The sequence below is a fragment of the Larkinella rosea genome (genome assembly GCF_003858635.1).
GTDB lineage: Bacteria > Bacteroidota > Bacteroidia > Cytophagales > Spirosomataceae > Larkinella > Larkinella rosea.
Genome location: NZ_RQJO01000008.1, coordinates 1,246,732 through 1,261,319 on the forward strand (window position 1 = coordinate 1,246,732; position 14,588 = coordinate 1,261,319).

Consider the following 14,588-nt stretch of genomic DNA (forward strand, 5'->3'; position numbering starts at 1 on the left):
GCATGGATGACGTTGCCATCGTTATTTTAAATTACAACGGGAAAACATTTCTGGAGCAGTTTTTACCTTCCGTACTCGCCAATGCCGAAGGTTTTCCGGTTTATGTAGCCGATAACAATTCCACCGACGATTCCCTGGCCTTCCTCCAGAAGCGGTTTTCGTCGGTGCGACTCATTCATTTGCCCATCAATCTGGGGTATGCAGGCGGTTATAATGCGGCTTTGAAACAGATCGAAGCCCGGTTTTATCTGCTGCTGAATTCGGATGTTGAAGTGAGCCCGAACTGGCTGACGCCCTTGCTGGCGCTCATGAAATCCAATTCCCGGATCGCGGCCTGTCAGCCCAAACTCCGCGATTTTAAAAATCCCCGGCTGTTTGAATATGCCGGGGCCGCCGGGGGCTACATTGATTACCTGGGGTATCCATTTTGCCGGGGGCGGTTATTCGATACCGGTGAAGACGACCGCCATCAGTATGACGACGCGCGGGAAATATTCTGGGCAACGGGTGCGTGTATGCTGGTTCGGTCGGATGTTTTTCATCGGTTAGACGGTTTCGACCCCCGGTTTTTTGCCCACATGGAAGAGATTGACTGGTGTTGGCGGGCCAAAAACGCCGGTTATCAAATTTGGTATTGCCCCGATTCGGTGGTTTTTCACGTCGGCGGTGGCACGCTCCATAAATCCAATCCCCACAAAACGTTTTTGAATTACCGCAACAGTCTGGCGATGCTTTACAAAAATCTGCCGGAAGGTCACGTGTTTCTCAACCTGATGATCCGGCTGGTGCTGGATGGGTTATCGGGTTTGCGGTTTCTGGCGTCGGGCCACTGGCGGGATACGCTGGCGATTTTAAAAGCCCATTTTACCTTTTACAGCTGGTTGCCCTACCTGCGCAAACAACGGAACGCGCTGGCCGACCTGCGAAAAAACCGCATCACCCACCGGGAAATTTACCCGCACAGCATCATCTGGCAATATTTTGTGAAAGGAAAAAAAACGTTCGGTGAATTGCCGAAGGTTGAAAACAACCCCAATCTATAACTCCCAGACGGTTGGATGGTGATGTCGCCGGAGGTGTTTGCGCATTTCCATCCAGAACGCCATTATGAGGTACAGAACGACAGGAGATCCCAGCGTAAGACACGATGTATAGATAAAATACAAACGAATGCTGCTGGCCGAAATGTTCATTTTCTCGCCCAATCGTGCGCAAACGCCAAATGCTTGACTTTCTACGAAATACCTGAGTTTATTCATAGCCGTAATGCTCCTGATAATCAGTGCTGGATGGTCAATCGTCTGATTTATGCCGGAAAACCCTCGTCAAGGGATTTGTTCGATTACCAAAGATACACCGAACGAATTTGATCAACAATTCCTAAAACGTTTTGTTTGCGTTAATATTTACCAATAAATTTAATTTGTATAATTAAGTCGTTAAATAAGCCAATAAAAATCGAATGGAATTGTTTACATATTCGTGACAAATTTTGTTACTTTGTGTTTACTAAGCTGTTGTCTTAGTAAAAGTTAATTTATTTTTGCTATTCAACAAAGTCAATGCATAGACGGTTTGTTCCATCCGTATCGCCATTTTCGTGTGTTAACCTGGGACCTGTTTGAAGACTTTTGTTAAGAATACTCCAGTCAGTAATGTTTTATTTTTAATTTTTTAAGTTCTATGCAAACAGGTGTTGTCAAATTTTTCAACGAGAGCAAAGGCTACGGGTTCATCGTCGAAGATGATACGAACCGTGACATTTTCGTGCACATTACTGGCCTGAATGGTACTACTATTCGGGAAACAGACCGGGTCTCTTTCGAAGTAATCGAAGGGAAAAAAGGCCTCAATGCCGTTAAGGTAAAAAAACTGGAAGGAGCCTATTGAGAAACAACTTCTTCAAAAACATAAAAACCCCGATCGCATGACCGGGGTTTTTGTTGTTTTTAAGAGCAGTGGGAGATGAGACAGGTGAGTAGAGACAAAAAACGCTCACAGATCAGCTGGTCTTTCCTCTCTTGTCTTACGTCTTTCATCTAATCTCAACAATCCGGATCGGTTTTCCATTGAAAACCACTTCGTCATTCGGTTTGGCGTGGCTCAACCGGACAGCAATGGGCGACGCAGCCGAAACCGCGAAGTAGTCGGTTTGGTCGACCGTCAGTTTGCCGGCGCTGATAGCAATGAAATAATTCCCTTGACTCGTGATCACCAGACTTCCCGGCTGAACGATCGAATAGGTTTTCCCGACGTCGATCCGACTCAGTTCCTGCTGAAGCTTATGGGCTTCGGCCAATTGCTGGGCGTGGCGGTCGCGCTCGATCTGCGCCATGGCCCGACCGGTTTCGTATTTATCGCCCGCACTGCTTTTCGATTCTTCATTGGCCGCCGACTGGGCTGCTTCCATGGCGGTTTTGGCCGTTTCGATGCGTTGCTCAACGTACTGTTGACATCGGTCGAAAAGAGTCTGCTTAATCGGGACGTAATCGATCATGGGCGGTTTGGTATCACGCGCCTAAATTACAGGAAAGTTGATGTTCTTTCACAGCCTGGGTAGCCATAAGCCCATCGTTGCCCCAAAAATCCCGATACCGGTGATGACGGTACACAGAAAAATGAGTGCCGATGTGAAAAGACTGAAGGCCTTATTCTGCTTTTGCCGGGCCTGAAAATACAGCTCCAGCACCAGCAGCGAAACCGGAATGGCATAGGTAACGATCGAAAGGGCGGTGAGAAACGGGCCGGTAAACGTTTTGGGATCAAAACCGACCGGGCCACCGTTGACCAGTATCCAGCCCATCAGACCTACCCGGAAAAACCAGACGCCATTGACCACCAGGAACAGCCGCAATGCCCATTCCCGATGCCTGGTGAATTGCCGGGCTCTTGCGTATCGGATGGTGAGTAAGGCAAACACTATAATGTAAATCGCCTGAATGCTGATGCTGATGTGCTGGATACTACTGCCTTCACCACGGCGCGTCCAGACCATCAGCAGACCTGCAGTACTGACTACGATAGCCGTGGTAACGTAGGTTCTGCCGAGCCAGCGGTGAAAACGGGGCAAATGTTGACGCATCGCTGGGATCAGTTGCAGGGGACCGCCAACCACCAGGATGGCAGCCAGCAAAATGTGCATCCCTACGACAGTATTTCCTACCCAGTCGCCTTCAACGTACCCATGCGGCAAGACGTTATTCCACTTTTCAAAATCGCCCGTAAGAGTAGATTTTCCATAAAACAGGAGAATGTAGATTCCAAAGAGCCATTGACCTATCGTCGCCACCACGAACCAGGCGCTGGCGGAGAGGATCAGGAGCCGGGTTGTATAAGGCGGAGTTGCTTTGTCGGGCAGGCGCTCATCGGTAGTTGTTATCATGGCAGAAAGGACGTTAAGTTTTGCTCAAACTTAAGGCGGCACCTTTCTTTGGTGATTAGACAAATGTCCAATACGGATGAGCGGTTTTATTCCGGGGTAGGCGCTACGGGCCAAACTCTCTCCTGAGTCGGCTCAGATGCCGCTGCGTAATCCCCAGATACGAGGCCACATAACGCAACGGTACATGTCTGATGATGGTGGGTTTTTCGTCAAGAAAGTTGCGATACCGATCTTCTGCCGTCAGCGTGGCCAGGGCGTTGATGCGTCTTTTGTCCTCTTCGAGGTGTTTTTGCAGAATCTGAATCGTGTAATCTTTCTGCGTACTACTGCGCCCGGCTCCAACGTCTACGTCATCCCGGCTGATCCGAAGCAGTTCACAATCCGTAATGCAGTGCAGGTTTTCGTTGGAAACCGTGCGGTTCATAAAATGGAAATACGACGTAAAAAACCGGGAACCATCGTTGAGATCGGTCGTGATTTCGCTATTGTCTTTATCCAGGTGGAAGTTCCTCATATACCCCGAAACGATAAAGTTATGGTATTTAGGCACTTCTCCTGCCGATTCGATGATCGTGTCTTTGGGGACGAAAACCGGTTTGAATAAGTGCCGGATCGACCACTTGTCGGCTTCGGGCAAAATTAAAATCTCGGCGACATAACTGAAAAACCGTTGGTAGTAATGTTCCATGCTGAAAGATATAAACCGGTAGCCCAGTGAGTAAAAATAGCGAAACCGACCCGGTTTTGAGTCAGTTTCGCTCTTTTTACTTCCCATATTTCAGACGATAGAAACTGGGTTTTTATCACTGTCCCGTCCAGCTTTTTACCTGATCCAGCGTCGGCATCGTTACATCCAGTTTCAGTTTCTTCCGCATGCCGCCCAGATCGTTGAAAATCTTGTTGGCATTGGCCCCAGCCAATTGGTTGACGTGCTGGAAACCCATCTTCTGCAGGGCCGGAATCCAGCCCGCCGGAATGCCCAACTGTTCGTAGTCGGCATCGGTCGACAGTTCCAGTTTCTTTTCGGGCCGCATTTGCGGGAAAAACAGCACATCCTGAATCGATGGCTGGTTGGTCATGATCATCGCCAGCCGGTCGATGCCCAAACCGACGCCCGCTGTGGGTGGCATGCCGTATTCGAGGGCGCGCAGGAAGTCTTCGTCCATCGCCATCGCTTCCTCGTCGCCCCGTTTCGCCAGTTCGAGTTGTTCTTCAAACCGGGCGCGTTGGTCGAGCGGATCGTTCAGCTCCGAATAGGCGTTGGCAATTTCCTTGCCGTTGCAAATGGCCTCAAACCGCTCTACCAAGCCCGGTTTGCTCCGGTGTTTCTTGGTCAGGGGCGACATTTCGACCGGATAATCCGTAATGAACGTCGGCTGAATCAGATTGGCTTCGACGGCTTCGCCAAACAGTTCGTCGATGAGTTTCGATTTACCCATTGAACTATCGGTTTTGATGCCCCGGTTTTCGGCCACCTGACGCAGTTCGTCTTCGCCCATTTCCGACACATCGACACCAGTATATTCCTGAATGGATTCAAACATCGTCAGTCGTTTCCAGGGGCGCTGGAAGTTGATGATTTTATCACCCACCGGCAGTTCGGTCGTGCCGTGCAAATCCATCGCAATTTTCTCGACCATCTCTTCGATCAGGTCCATCATCCAGTTGTAGTCCTTGTAGGCAACGTACAACTCGACCTGTGTGAACTCCGGATTGTGAAACCGGCTCATGCCTTCGTTGCGGAAATCCTTCGCAAATTCGAACACGCCATCGTAACCACCAACGATCAACCGCTTCAGATACAGCTCGTTGGCAATCCGCAGGTAAAGCGTCATGTCGAGCGTATTGTGGTGCGTGCGGAATGGCCGGGCAGCCGCGCCCCCGTGAATCGGTTGCAGAATCGGCGTTTCCACTTCCAGATACCCGTGGTTGGCCAGAAACGTCCGGATCGAATTGACCAGTTTGGTCCGTTGAACAAACGTGTGCCGCACTTCCGGATTGACAATCATGTCCACGTACCGCTGACGATACCGTTGTTCCGGATCGGAAAAGGCGTCGTAAACGTGCTTATTGCCCTGTTCGTCCACCACTTCCTTGACAACCGGCAGCGGATGCAGCGATTTGGTCAGCAATTTGAACTCGGTAACGTGGATGGAGATTTCGCCGGTTTGGGTCGTGAAGACGTATCCTTTGACGCCGATGATATCTCCGATGTCCAGCAATTTCTTGAAAACCGTGTTGTAGAGCGTTTTGTCTTCATCGGGACACAGGTCGTCGCGCCGGAAATAGAGTTGAATCCGACCCGTAGCGTCCTGCAACTCCGCAAATGAAGCCGAGCCCATGATCCGAAAACCCATCAGCCGCCCGGCGATGGAAATGCTTTTATAGTCGGTTTTATTCCGTTCGTAATTTTTATGAATGTCGGCCGCGGTGACGTTGACCTCGAATAATTCGGCGGGATACGGGTCGATGCCCATCCGCATGAGTTCCTCGCGCTTGTTGCGCCGGTTGATCTCCTGTTCGCTCAGTATCATCTTGATTTTAAAAAGAGTTGCAAATATAGTGGATCGGAACACGGATTTAACGGATTGAACCGATTCGAACGGATTACTTTATCCGTGATAATCCGTCTAATCCGCGTTCCTATCAAAATTTGTAACCGTTTATCAAAAAAATAGCGGCAGGAAATTGAAATAATTGCTACTATTGTGCTATCAAAATAATATCATAAATCGCCATGATTGAAAAGAACCTTACCTCCCTTTCCGGCTATGTCCTGTTGCTCATAGCCCTGATTCTCCTCGGAGTTGCCGCCTACGGTATTGCCGTCGATGCCATTGCGCTCGGAATCATTTCGTTCCTGGCTTCTATTATCATCATGAGCGGCCTCGCCGTGATCAACCCCAAAGAAGCCGTGGTCACCACGTTTTTTGGCGATTATACGGGAACCATGAAACAGACCGGACTTCGCTGGGTGAATCCGCTGTACCGTAAGAAGAAGATCAGTCTCCGCGCCCGCAATCTGAACGGTCAAACCCTCAAGGTGAACGACAAAACCGGTAACCCGATCGAAATTGCCGCTGTGGTCGTCTGGCAGGTGGCCGATAGTGCCAAAGCTCTGTTTGAAGTCGATGATTATCACCTGTTTGTCCAGATTCAGTCCGAAGCAGCCGTGCGGCATTTGGCCAGCACCTGCGCCTACGACACGATGGAAGATGAAGACGCCACCGTGACCCTCCGCGATAGCACCGGCAAGATCAACGTGTTGCTGGAGCAGGAATTGAACGAGCGGCTGGAACGCGCCGGTGTCGACATTCTCGAAGCCCGGATCAGTCACCTGGCCTACGCGCCCGAAATCGCCGGTGCCATGCTGCAACGTCAGCAGGCCAGCGCGGTGGTGTCGGCCCGGAAACTGATCGTGGAAGGCGCTGTCGGAATGGTGGAAATGGCGTTGGCCCGACTCGCCGAAAAAGATGTAGTTACGCTGGATGAAGAACGCAAAGCCGCCATGGTCAGCAACTTACTGGTGGTGTTGTGCGGAGAAAAATCCGTCAGCCCGGTCGTCAACGCGGGAACTCTTTATAATTAAGAATGAATAATTAATAATGAACAATGAATGGCTGACGCATGCTGTTCATTATTAATTGTCCATTGTTTCGCTTATGGCTGCGGAGAAAAAAGCATTTGTGTTACGGATCAACCCCGAAACGCTGAAGGAACTCGAACGCTGGGCGCAGGAAGAGTTTCGCAGCGTGAACGGTCAGATTGAATTTATCCTCAATGAAGCGTTGAAAAAGCGGAAGAAAGGAACCGGCTCCGGGGAAAAAGGCGAATAGTGCGTAGGTTAGACGCGCAGGCCAATTTCCCGAATACCGTCGAGGGTAAGATTGGGGATTATCTCCACAAAATCAGCACTCAGTGTCGGAATCGCCGTTGCCATACCTCCGGTCGCTATGGCAATGCAGTCTCCTTTCAGTTCGGCCCGGATGCGGTCGATGAGCGATCGGACCAGACCTTCGTAGCCCAATACCACACCCGCCTGAATGGCGTGGGCGGTGCTCGTTCCCAACGCCGACTCGGGCATCACCAGCGGTACTTCGGGCAGTTGGGCGGTGGTGGAAAACAACGAACGTACGGCGGTTTTTAGTCCCGGCGCGATGGCGACGCCAAGCATCTGGCCCTTGGCAGAAACCGTTGTGAAGGTTAGTGCCGTGCCAAAATCGATCACCACGCAATTTTTTTTGTAGCGTAAATGAGCCGCCATCGCGTTGGCAACCAGATCGGTACCAATGGCATAAGGCCGCAGAATCTGCAACGGCAAGGCATGGTAAATGGCCGGGCCGACCACGACCGGCTCCTGACCAAAAAGCCGGGTGAGCGTCGTTCGCAACGTGGGTGTCAGTTCCGGCACGACGCTACTGATCACCATTTTCTGAATCGCACTGATCGGAATACCGGCTTCCAGAAACCACAGCCGCAGCAGTCGTTCGTACCGATCTTGTTCGGCCGGAACCGCATCGCCAACCGATCGGTCCGTAATGTGAAAAGCCATCGGTTCTTCGAGCAACGAGCGCGTCCGCCAGACGTGCCGCCATTGCTGCTGATCGTATAAACCAAAAACGGTATCGGAATTGCCTGCGTCGACGGCGAGGAACATAAGGGGTATGATCGTTCAGTAAAAGTTGCAAAGATAGTACGAAACGACGGTTCAAAACTACTGTAAATTTTCGTCAGCAGCCTAAATCAAAAAGCACCGGTGTGATCGGTGCTTTTTGAGTCACTTTCGTGTCCTTTAATGGAGCCTAATCCGGGTGAGTTTGGTCCTGAGACCAACCGATTCGCATCCGAAACAGGGTTTTGAGCCAGGAGGGTTTATTTTCCGGGAAGTCAAAGGAAAACGGCAGGTGCTGCAGGCGCTATCAAATTTCTCCCAAAGGCTATAACGGTTTTAACAGCGGCCGTTTTTCTTGTGTTTTTGATCGCTTTACAACCGGATTTTACCCGCTTTTCGTGGAGAAAAGCGGTAACGCTTCTTTTATTGGCTAATTCGGCAGATCTGTTACCTTTGAACTACTGATTTCTGAGGATCAATGGCTGAGGTAAACAAACTAATCTATCAGTTGGCGGGCATCGGTTTGCTGATGTTTGTCGTGAACGGTTGCCAGAAGAGTGACGACGCGGTTACGCCCGCCAAACCGCAAACCTGGTTTGATTATTTTGGGAAAGCACTTAACGACTCACTGAAAGCCAAAAAAGTCGGATACGGTTTTGTGATTCTGGAAAACGGTGCCGTGCGATCGTCGGGCAGTGGCGGTTTGAAGTCCAGAGCCAGTGAACCCGAAGGCGAGAAAGCGTTTACACTCGACACCAAAATGCACATCGCCAGCATGAGCAAAACCATTGCGACGATGGCATTTCTGCATCTGGCTGCGGAGAAGGGCATTCAAACCACCGATCGGATTTTGCCGTATTTGCCACCCGCCTGGGTAAAAGGCGAAAACATCAGCCGGATCACGTTCCGGGATTTGATGACTCACCGCAGCGGCATCATCGGTTTGGGTAACAACTGCGTCAATGGCGCTTTTTCCGAGAATAACTGGCTGGGTTTCAAGCAACTGATTCAGCAGGGCGTCAAAACCGCAAACCGGGGGAATTACTGTTACCAGAACGCCAATTTCGGACTGTTCAGAGTGTTGATTCCGGGCATTTTAGGCTACCAATTTTCCGGCAACGACGTCACCGACGATCAGCAAACCCAGCAGCGGTTTATGGAATATGTCCAGAAAAACGTTTTTGAAAAAGTGGGTATCAACAACGTCATTGCCAACCAGCCGACGGGCGATCCGACGTATTCCTATTCGTATCCGTATACCGGCGTCGCGGGCTGGAATCCCGGTAATTTTACCAATGTAGTCGGAGCGTATGGCTGGCACCTGACACCCTCGGAAGCCGGAAAATTATTTGCCACGGTCCTGTCGACCACCGACCAGCGCGTGTTGACAACGGCCTGGAAAGATACCTTATTCAATAACCGGCTGGGTACGTTTGCGGGCACGGTTCCCGACGGTGCCATCCAGTACCACGACGGTTGGTGGTTTTTAAAACTGACTCAATATCAGGGCGTACGAACAGTCTGGATGCGGTTTCCCAACGAGGTCATAGCGGTTTTATTCGTCAATGCGCTGCACCATTCGCGGGGCAATTTTCCGAGTGACGACGGTACGGATATTGTTACTTATCTGGCGCGGGCGTATACGCTAACCCGGCAGATGAAAACCGGTCGGAAGAACGCCGGTGAATTGACGCTGGAACACACCGAACCGCACTGATTCGGCCCGAAAAAAGGGTGGAAATTCGATCGGTTCGTTGTATCTTTACTTATTGATTTTCAGCAGTTGAGGATTGTTTCGCAGACGAAATTGACGTTATGAAGAGCAAAACAACCTGGTTAAAGTAAACAATAGATACGAACTTATGTACCCGGCATTGCTAGTTGCCAGACAGTTTATCAACAAGGGCATCGCCGAAGGGCGACCGTTGACGCCGATGAAGCTGCAAAAGCTCATCTACATGGCGCACGGGTTGCATCTGGCCCGTCACGAAAAACCGCTGATCGCCGAAAAGGTACAGGCGTGGTCGTACGGGCCGGTAATTCCCGATGTCTATACCCGCTTCAAACGATTTGGGAATAACCCCATTACGACGCCCGTTCCGCAGAGCGACTGGGACGATGAACTCGACCCGCAGGCGCAGGATTCCATCAATTTTGCCTGGGATATTGCCAAAGATTACAACGCCATTCAGCTATCCAACTGGACCCACGTCGAAGGCTCGCCCTGGTTTCAGTCGGTCAGCCGGAATCACGATGGCACCATCGACCAGGAACCCATCGACAATGAGCTAATCAAAGACTATTTCACCGAAATTATCAGACGTGATGCCGGAGAATGAAGAGAGCGAAAAGGCGAAAGATGTCTTTCGCAAACTGATCGAATCTTCGGCAACGAATCCGCTCAACAGTGGCCTTTCCCAAAACGAATTCGAGCAGTACGACAAGGAAGAACGCCGGACCCGGTTGCTGGGGCTAACGCAGGACATTCAGGAGCGGAAGAAATTTGCCCAGCGGATTTTCTGGATGGTGGTCATGTGGCTGTTCGTGATTCTGGGCATCATTGTTCTCGAAGGACTCCATTTGCTCGATATTCCTCAGGCCGTTACGATTGCCCTGATCGGTTCTACCACAATCAATGTGACGGCTTTTTTTGTCATTGTGACGAAGTATTTATTTCCGGGTAAATAACACTCGTTTGGACTAAACCGGGTGATCAGGTCTGAATCTGATCGCCCGGTTTTTTGTTTACCCGTCCCATTTCTGCCTCCGAAAACGCAGCATCCTTTATTTCAGGAAAACCGCCGGGATTTGATCGGCTGTTTCAACTTCCTTCTTCGATTGCCTCAACGCACCAGACGAAAAAAATAACATCCGGGAGACAATTGCATCCTTTGTAAAAACCGCATTTGAAACCAGGTAAAACCCCTTCCGACGGTAAAAATCACGGAATTCAGTGACAGCAAATCACGGATTTCGGTGATTTCTTTGGCCGGCAGAAACGGGATATTTGCACCGTCATCAGTCTGACCAGTGTAACAAATAACTGTATTAATGATCAAACTTTTATGCTTAAACCACACCACCTCTGCTTTCTGATGCTACTCCCCACCGGCCTGCTGGCTCAGGGCAATTACGTAGCGAACAAATCCAATTCCAACACGCCCGGTACCTATAATACGCTGGTGGGCCCCGGCGCGGGCGCTGCAGGCCCCATCACTGGCGACCGAAACACCATCACCGGTTACAACGCGGGTCTGGTTCTGACCTCCGGCACCTGGAACACCTTCAACGGCGTCGATGCCGGGCGGTTTACCACAACCGGTTTTGCCAATACCTTCATCGGCAAAGAAGCAGGGCTCTACAACACCAATGGGAGTTCCAATACCTTCATCGGTGCTTTAGCCGGTTACAGTAACTCAAACGGAGTTGTCAATACATTTGTGGGCTACCAATCGGGCTATTCAAACACTTCCGGGGCTTACAATAACTTTTTCGGTTACGGCGCCGGGCATGGCACCACCACCGGGAATGCCAATATTTACATTGGTCATATGGCGGGGTATCTGAGCACGATCGGTCGCTACAATGTATTCATGGGCTATCAATCGGGGTATAACAACAACACGGGGTACGAAAACACCTTCATCGGTTTTGAAACCGGGAAAGGCAACACCATTGGCAATGATAACGTCTTTCTGGGCCATCAGGCGGGGTATAACAACACGATAGGAGATGCCAACGTCTTTTCGGGCGTGGCCGCCGGATATGGCAACACCTCGGGTAAGTATAACGTATACAACGGCCATTATGCCGGGTTCGTCAACAAAATCGGGTCGCAGAATACGGCGGTGGGGTATCAGGCCGGTTACAGCAACCAGTCATCGTCGAATACGTTTGTGGGCTATCAGGCCGGTTCCAATAGCCTGACCGGTTCCAATAACACGTTTGTGGGGCAAAATGCCAACGTACCTTCCGAATCCAACCTGTCCAATGTCACAGTGCTGGGGTACAATGCGAAGGCAACCGTCTCGAACTCGGTTATTCTGGGAAATGACGCTAATGTCGGTATTGGCAACTCGGCTCCCGGCAACCGCCTGGAAATCACCCAGATTGGTGTAAATCAATCCGGCTTGCGGTTTACCAACCTGACCAGTAGCTCTCCTGCCAGCTTGCTGAAACAGACCAAATTCCTGACCGTCAACGAAAAAGGCGATGTCGTATTGGGAAGTCCGGGCAGTTCGGCGCGTGAAAGTGCCGAATCGACTTTGTGGCAAACCAGTGGCAACAATCTCCAGAATACGAACGAAGGCGGGGTGATTATCGGCAGTGGCGTCAGCAAAACTCCGGCGGGGTACCGGCTCTACGTGGCGGATGGTGTATTGACCGAAAAAGTAAAAGTAGCCGTGAAAACTACGGACGACTGGAGCGACAAAGTGTTTGAGAAAGGCTATAAGCTGAGAAGTTTGAGCGAAGTCGAACAGCACATCAACCAAACCGGTCATCTGCCGGGTGTGCCTTCAGCGGCTGAAGTAGTCGAAAAGGGCGTCGATCTGGGCAAAATGGACGCCAAACTCCTCGAAAAAATCGAAGAACTGACGCTGTACCTGATCGAGCAGCGGAAAGAACTGGAGGCAATTCGCCAGCAGAATAAACAGATGAAGGACCAAGTGACGGAATTACAAGCAAAAATCAACCATTAAGAGCCATTTCATGAAACGATATCTAGTACTCCTGATGCTAATCAGCGGCCCGCTTCTCGCTCAGGACTATTCCCGACAACTTACCCTGCATAACGAGGTGACGTCGGGTGTTATCAGCGATCAAAAAGCCACCGAGTCCATTGTAGCCATCCATACCGTACAGCCGGGAGGAACCGCCCTTTACACGGCGGGGAAATCCGTCACCTTTCAACCCGGTTTTCTGGCGCAGGCGGGTTCCGTCGTCACGGCCACTATCGAAGTCGTCCCGTCAGCCCTGGCAGTTGATCGTCCGGGTTTGTCGGCCCGGGCGTATCCGAATCCCTTTGTGGATCAGACGACTGTCGAATACACTCTCCCGATGGGCGGGCGAATCAGCCACAAACTGATGGATGTGAAAGGAAAAGTGCTGCGCCAGTCGGAAGATGCGGAAGACCAGAGTCCCGGTCGGCACCAGACCCGGATCGAGGGAGCGAATCTGTTGCCGGGCGTCTATCTGTATCAGTTGCGGACGGGCTCGCTGACCCGTACGTTGAAACTGATTAAGAAATAGATACGAAGGACAGCATCCTATTGGCCGTTGTATTCTCCATTGGGTGATGGGAGTCGGCAGGGAGTGTAGATGTGCGCTCTCTGCCGCGGCTATTTCAGGAGTAACCCGAACCGGGTAGAACCGTTGATTTCGGGTAAACATAAAAACAAAAAACCGCTAATTCGTGAAGAATTAGCGGTTTTTTGTTTTTGTCAGTTGCCGGGGAAGGATTCGAACCCTCACAAACAGAACCAAAATCTGTCGTCCTACCCTTAGACGACCCGGCAATTGCGAGTGCAAAGATAGCGTTCCCGCGCTAAAAAAAGCAAGAAGATGCAGAAAAAAGTTAAGACGGGGATGCTCATGCGATCAGGAGTAACGAGTTAAGAAGTGCCGAATGCATTAATTCTTAACTCGTTACTCTCAATTCTTAACTCGCTACGCCCTGCGTTTCAGCGGTTGAAATTATTTTTTTTACCAACCCCTGGAGGACTTTTCCCGGTCCGCATTCCACAAAAACCGTAGCGCCATCAGCGCCCATCGCTTCAACGGATTGTGTCCAGCGAACCGGAGCGGTGAGTTGGGCAATCAGATTCGTTTTGATGACTTCGACATCCGTAGCCGGTTTGGCGTTCACATTCTGGTAAATCGGGCAGCGCGGCTGACTAAACGGCGTCGTTTGAATGGCGTGCGCCAGTTCTTCGCGGGCCGGTTCCATCAATGGCGAATGAAAAGCGCCACCTACCTGCAACGGCAGAACCCGTTTGGCACCGGCAGCTTTCAGTTTTTCGCCCGCCTGGCGAACCCCCTCGAGCGTTCCCGAAATGACAACCTGACCCGGACAGTTGTAGTTAGCCGGAATTACGACTTCCGTAAATTTTGACTCCTTCGCCACTTCCAGACAGATTTGCTCAATCGCTTCGTCCGGTAGCCCAAGAACGGCCGCCATCGTCGAGGGATTTAACTCACAGGCTTTCTGCATGGCACGGGCTCGCTGCGCCACCAGCCGCAAACCGTCTTCAAACGACAGCGCTCCGGCCGCGACCAGGGCCGAAAACTCACCCAGCGAATGCCCGGCCACCATCGAAACGTCGAACCGATCCGGTGCAAAGTCCGCAACGGTTTGGGCCAGAATAACGGAATGTAGAAAAATGGCGGGTTGCGTCACATTCGTCTGTTTCAACTCGTCCTCGGTACCTTCAAACATCACCCTTGTGATCTCAAAGCCGAGGATGTGATTGGCCTGCTCGAAGAGGTATTTTGCTTTTTCGGATTGCTGGTACAATCCCAGCCCCATGCCGGTGAACTGCGCCCCCTGGCCGGGGAAAATATAGGCTTTTTTCATGATCGTAATTGTCTCTTGGA

At 50.9% G+C, this 14,588-nt stretch carries 16 protein-coding genes and 1 tRNA gene; 9 read left to right on the plus strand and 8 right to left on the minus strand.

Features of this window, described 5'->3' with window-relative positions; all coding sequences use genetic code 11:
• The first annotated feature begins 2 nt into the window (after positions 1-2).
• Positions 3-1,043 carry a glycosyltransferase family 2 protein gene (locus EHT25_RS13905; protein WP_124875437.1) on the plus strand — a complete coding sequence of 347 codons (1,041 nt, stop codon included), beginning with the start codon at positions 3-5 and terminating at the stop codon, positions 1,041-1,043.
• On the opposite strand, the gene EHT25_RS33175 is transcribed toward EHT25_RS13905, so the two are convergent.
• Positions 1,038-1,259, minus strand: coding sequence for a PspC domain-containing protein (locus EHT25_RS33175; protein ID WP_124875439.1), 222 nt, complete (start codon positions 1,257-1,259; stop codon positions 1,038-1,040). The two genes, EHT25_RS13905 and EHT25_RS33175, sit on opposite strands and share 6 nt — an antisense overlap.
• A gap of 424 nt (positions 1,260-1,683) precedes the next feature.
• Between EHT25_RS33175 and EHT25_RS13915 the strand changes: the two genes are divergently transcribed.
• Positions 1,684-1,890, plus strand: coding sequence for a cold-shock protein (locus tag EHT25_RS13915; protein WP_124875441.1), 207 nt, complete (start codon positions 1,684-1,686; stop codon positions 1,888-1,890).
• A gap of 145 nt (positions 1,891-2,035) precedes the next feature.
• Here the strand turns inward: EHT25_RS13915 and EHT25_RS13920 are convergent, their stop codons facing one another.
• From EHT25_RS13920 to lysS, 4 genes are all read right to left on the minus strand, one after another.
• Complete coding sequence (locus EHT25_RS13920; RefSeq protein WP_124875443.1) at positions 2,036-2,497, minus strand: 3-oxoacyl-ACP synthase; 462 nt, start codon at positions 2,495-2,497, stop codon at positions 2,036-2,038.
• A 48-nt stretch (positions 2,498-2,545) separates the two neighbouring features.
• On the minus strand, positions 2,546-3,382 hold the full coding sequence (locus EHT25_RS13925) for a DUF2306 domain-containing protein (RefSeq protein ID WP_124875445.1): 837 nt from the start codon (positions 3,380-3,382) through the stop codon (positions 2,546-2,548).
• Positions 3,383-3,485: 103 nt separating this feature from the next.
• On the minus strand, positions 3,486-4,070 hold the full coding sequence (locus tag EHT25_RS13930) for a Crp/Fnr family transcriptional regulator (RefSeq protein WP_124875447.1): 585 nt from the start codon (positions 4,068-4,070) through the stop codon (positions 3,486-3,488).
• 115 nt (positions 4,071-4,185) lie between these two features.
• On the minus strand, positions 4,186-5,916 hold the full coding sequence (lysS, locus tag EHT25_RS13935) for a lysine--tRNA ligase (RefSeq protein ID WP_124875449.1): 1,731 nt from the start codon (positions 5,914-5,916) through the stop codon (positions 4,186-4,188).
• A 203-nt stretch (positions 5,917-6,119) separates the two neighbouring features.
• Here lysS and EHT25_RS13940 point away from each other — a divergent pair, with 203 nt between their 5' ends.
• On the plus strand, positions 6,120-6,971 hold the full coding sequence (locus EHT25_RS13940; RefSeq protein ID WP_124875451.1) for an SPFH domain-containing protein: 852 nt from the start codon (positions 6,120-6,122) through the stop codon (positions 6,969-6,971).
• A 73-nt stretch (positions 6,972-7,044) separates the two neighbouring features.
• Complete coding sequence (locus EHT25_RS13945) at positions 7,045-7,218, plus strand: type II toxin-antitoxin system antitoxin (protein WP_124875453.1); 174 nt, start codon at positions 7,045-7,047, stop codon at positions 7,216-7,218.
• An 8-nt stretch (positions 7,219-7,226) separates the two neighbouring features.
• Here EHT25_RS13945 and EHT25_RS13950 read toward each other — a convergent pair whose 3' ends face one another.
• Positions 7,227-8,039 (minus strand): type III pantothenate kinase, encoded by an 813-nt coding sequence (locus EHT25_RS13950; RefSeq protein ID WP_124875455.1) that lies wholly within the window; start codon positions 8,037-8,039, stop codon positions 7,227-7,229.
• A gap of 433 nt (positions 8,040-8,472) precedes the next feature.
• Here EHT25_RS13950 and EHT25_RS13955 point away from each other — a divergent pair, with 433 nt between their 5' ends.
• The 5 genes from EHT25_RS13955 to EHT25_RS13975 all read left to right on the plus strand — a co-directional run bounded on the left by EHT25_RS13955 (position 8,473) and on the right by EHT25_RS13975 (position 13,244).
• A complete protein-coding gene (locus EHT25_RS13955) occupies positions 8,473-9,711 on the plus strand; it encodes a serine hydrolase domain-containing protein (RefSeq protein ID WP_124875457.1) in 1,239 nt (412 codons plus the stop codon).
• Positions 9,712-9,856: 145 nt separating this feature from the next.
• The gene (locus tag EHT25_RS13960; RefSeq protein WP_124875459.1) at positions 9,857-10,333 is read left to right on the plus strand and encodes a Panacea domain-containing protein; all 477 of its coding nucleotides are present in this window, start codon (positions 9,857-9,859) and stop codon (positions 10,331-10,333) included.
• A complete protein-coding gene (locus tag EHT25_RS13965) occupies positions 10,320-10,682 on the plus strand; it encodes a hypothetical protein (RefSeq protein WP_124875461.1) in 363 nt (120 codons plus the stop codon). The genes EHT25_RS13960 and EHT25_RS13965 overlap by 14 nt, the downstream gene beginning before the upstream one ends.
• A gap of 377 nt (positions 10,683-11,059) precedes the next feature.
• Entirely contained in the window at positions 11,060-12,694 is a 1,635-nt protein-coding gene (locus EHT25_RS13970) for a TMF family protein (RefSeq protein ID WP_229311532.1), read from the plus strand.
• A 10-nt stretch (positions 12,695-12,704) separates the two neighbouring features.
• Positions 12,705-13,244: a T9SS type A sorting domain-containing protein gene (locus EHT25_RS13975; RefSeq protein WP_124875463.1), complete on the plus strand. Its 540-nt coding sequence runs from the start codon at positions 12,705-12,707 to the stop codon at positions 13,242-13,244.
• Positions 13,245-13,439: 195 nt separating this feature from the next.
• On the opposite strand, the gene EHT25_RS13980 is transcribed toward EHT25_RS13975, so the two are convergent.
• A tRNA-Gln gene (locus tag EHT25_RS13980) sits at positions 13,440-13,510 on the minus strand.
• A 143-nt stretch (positions 13,511-13,653) separates the two neighbouring features.
• A complete protein-coding gene (gene fabD, locus EHT25_RS13985; protein ID WP_124875465.1) occupies positions 13,654-14,568 on the minus strand; it encodes an ACP S-malonyltransferase in 915 nt (304 codons plus the stop codon).
• Positions 14,569-14,588 lie beyond the last annotated feature (20 nt).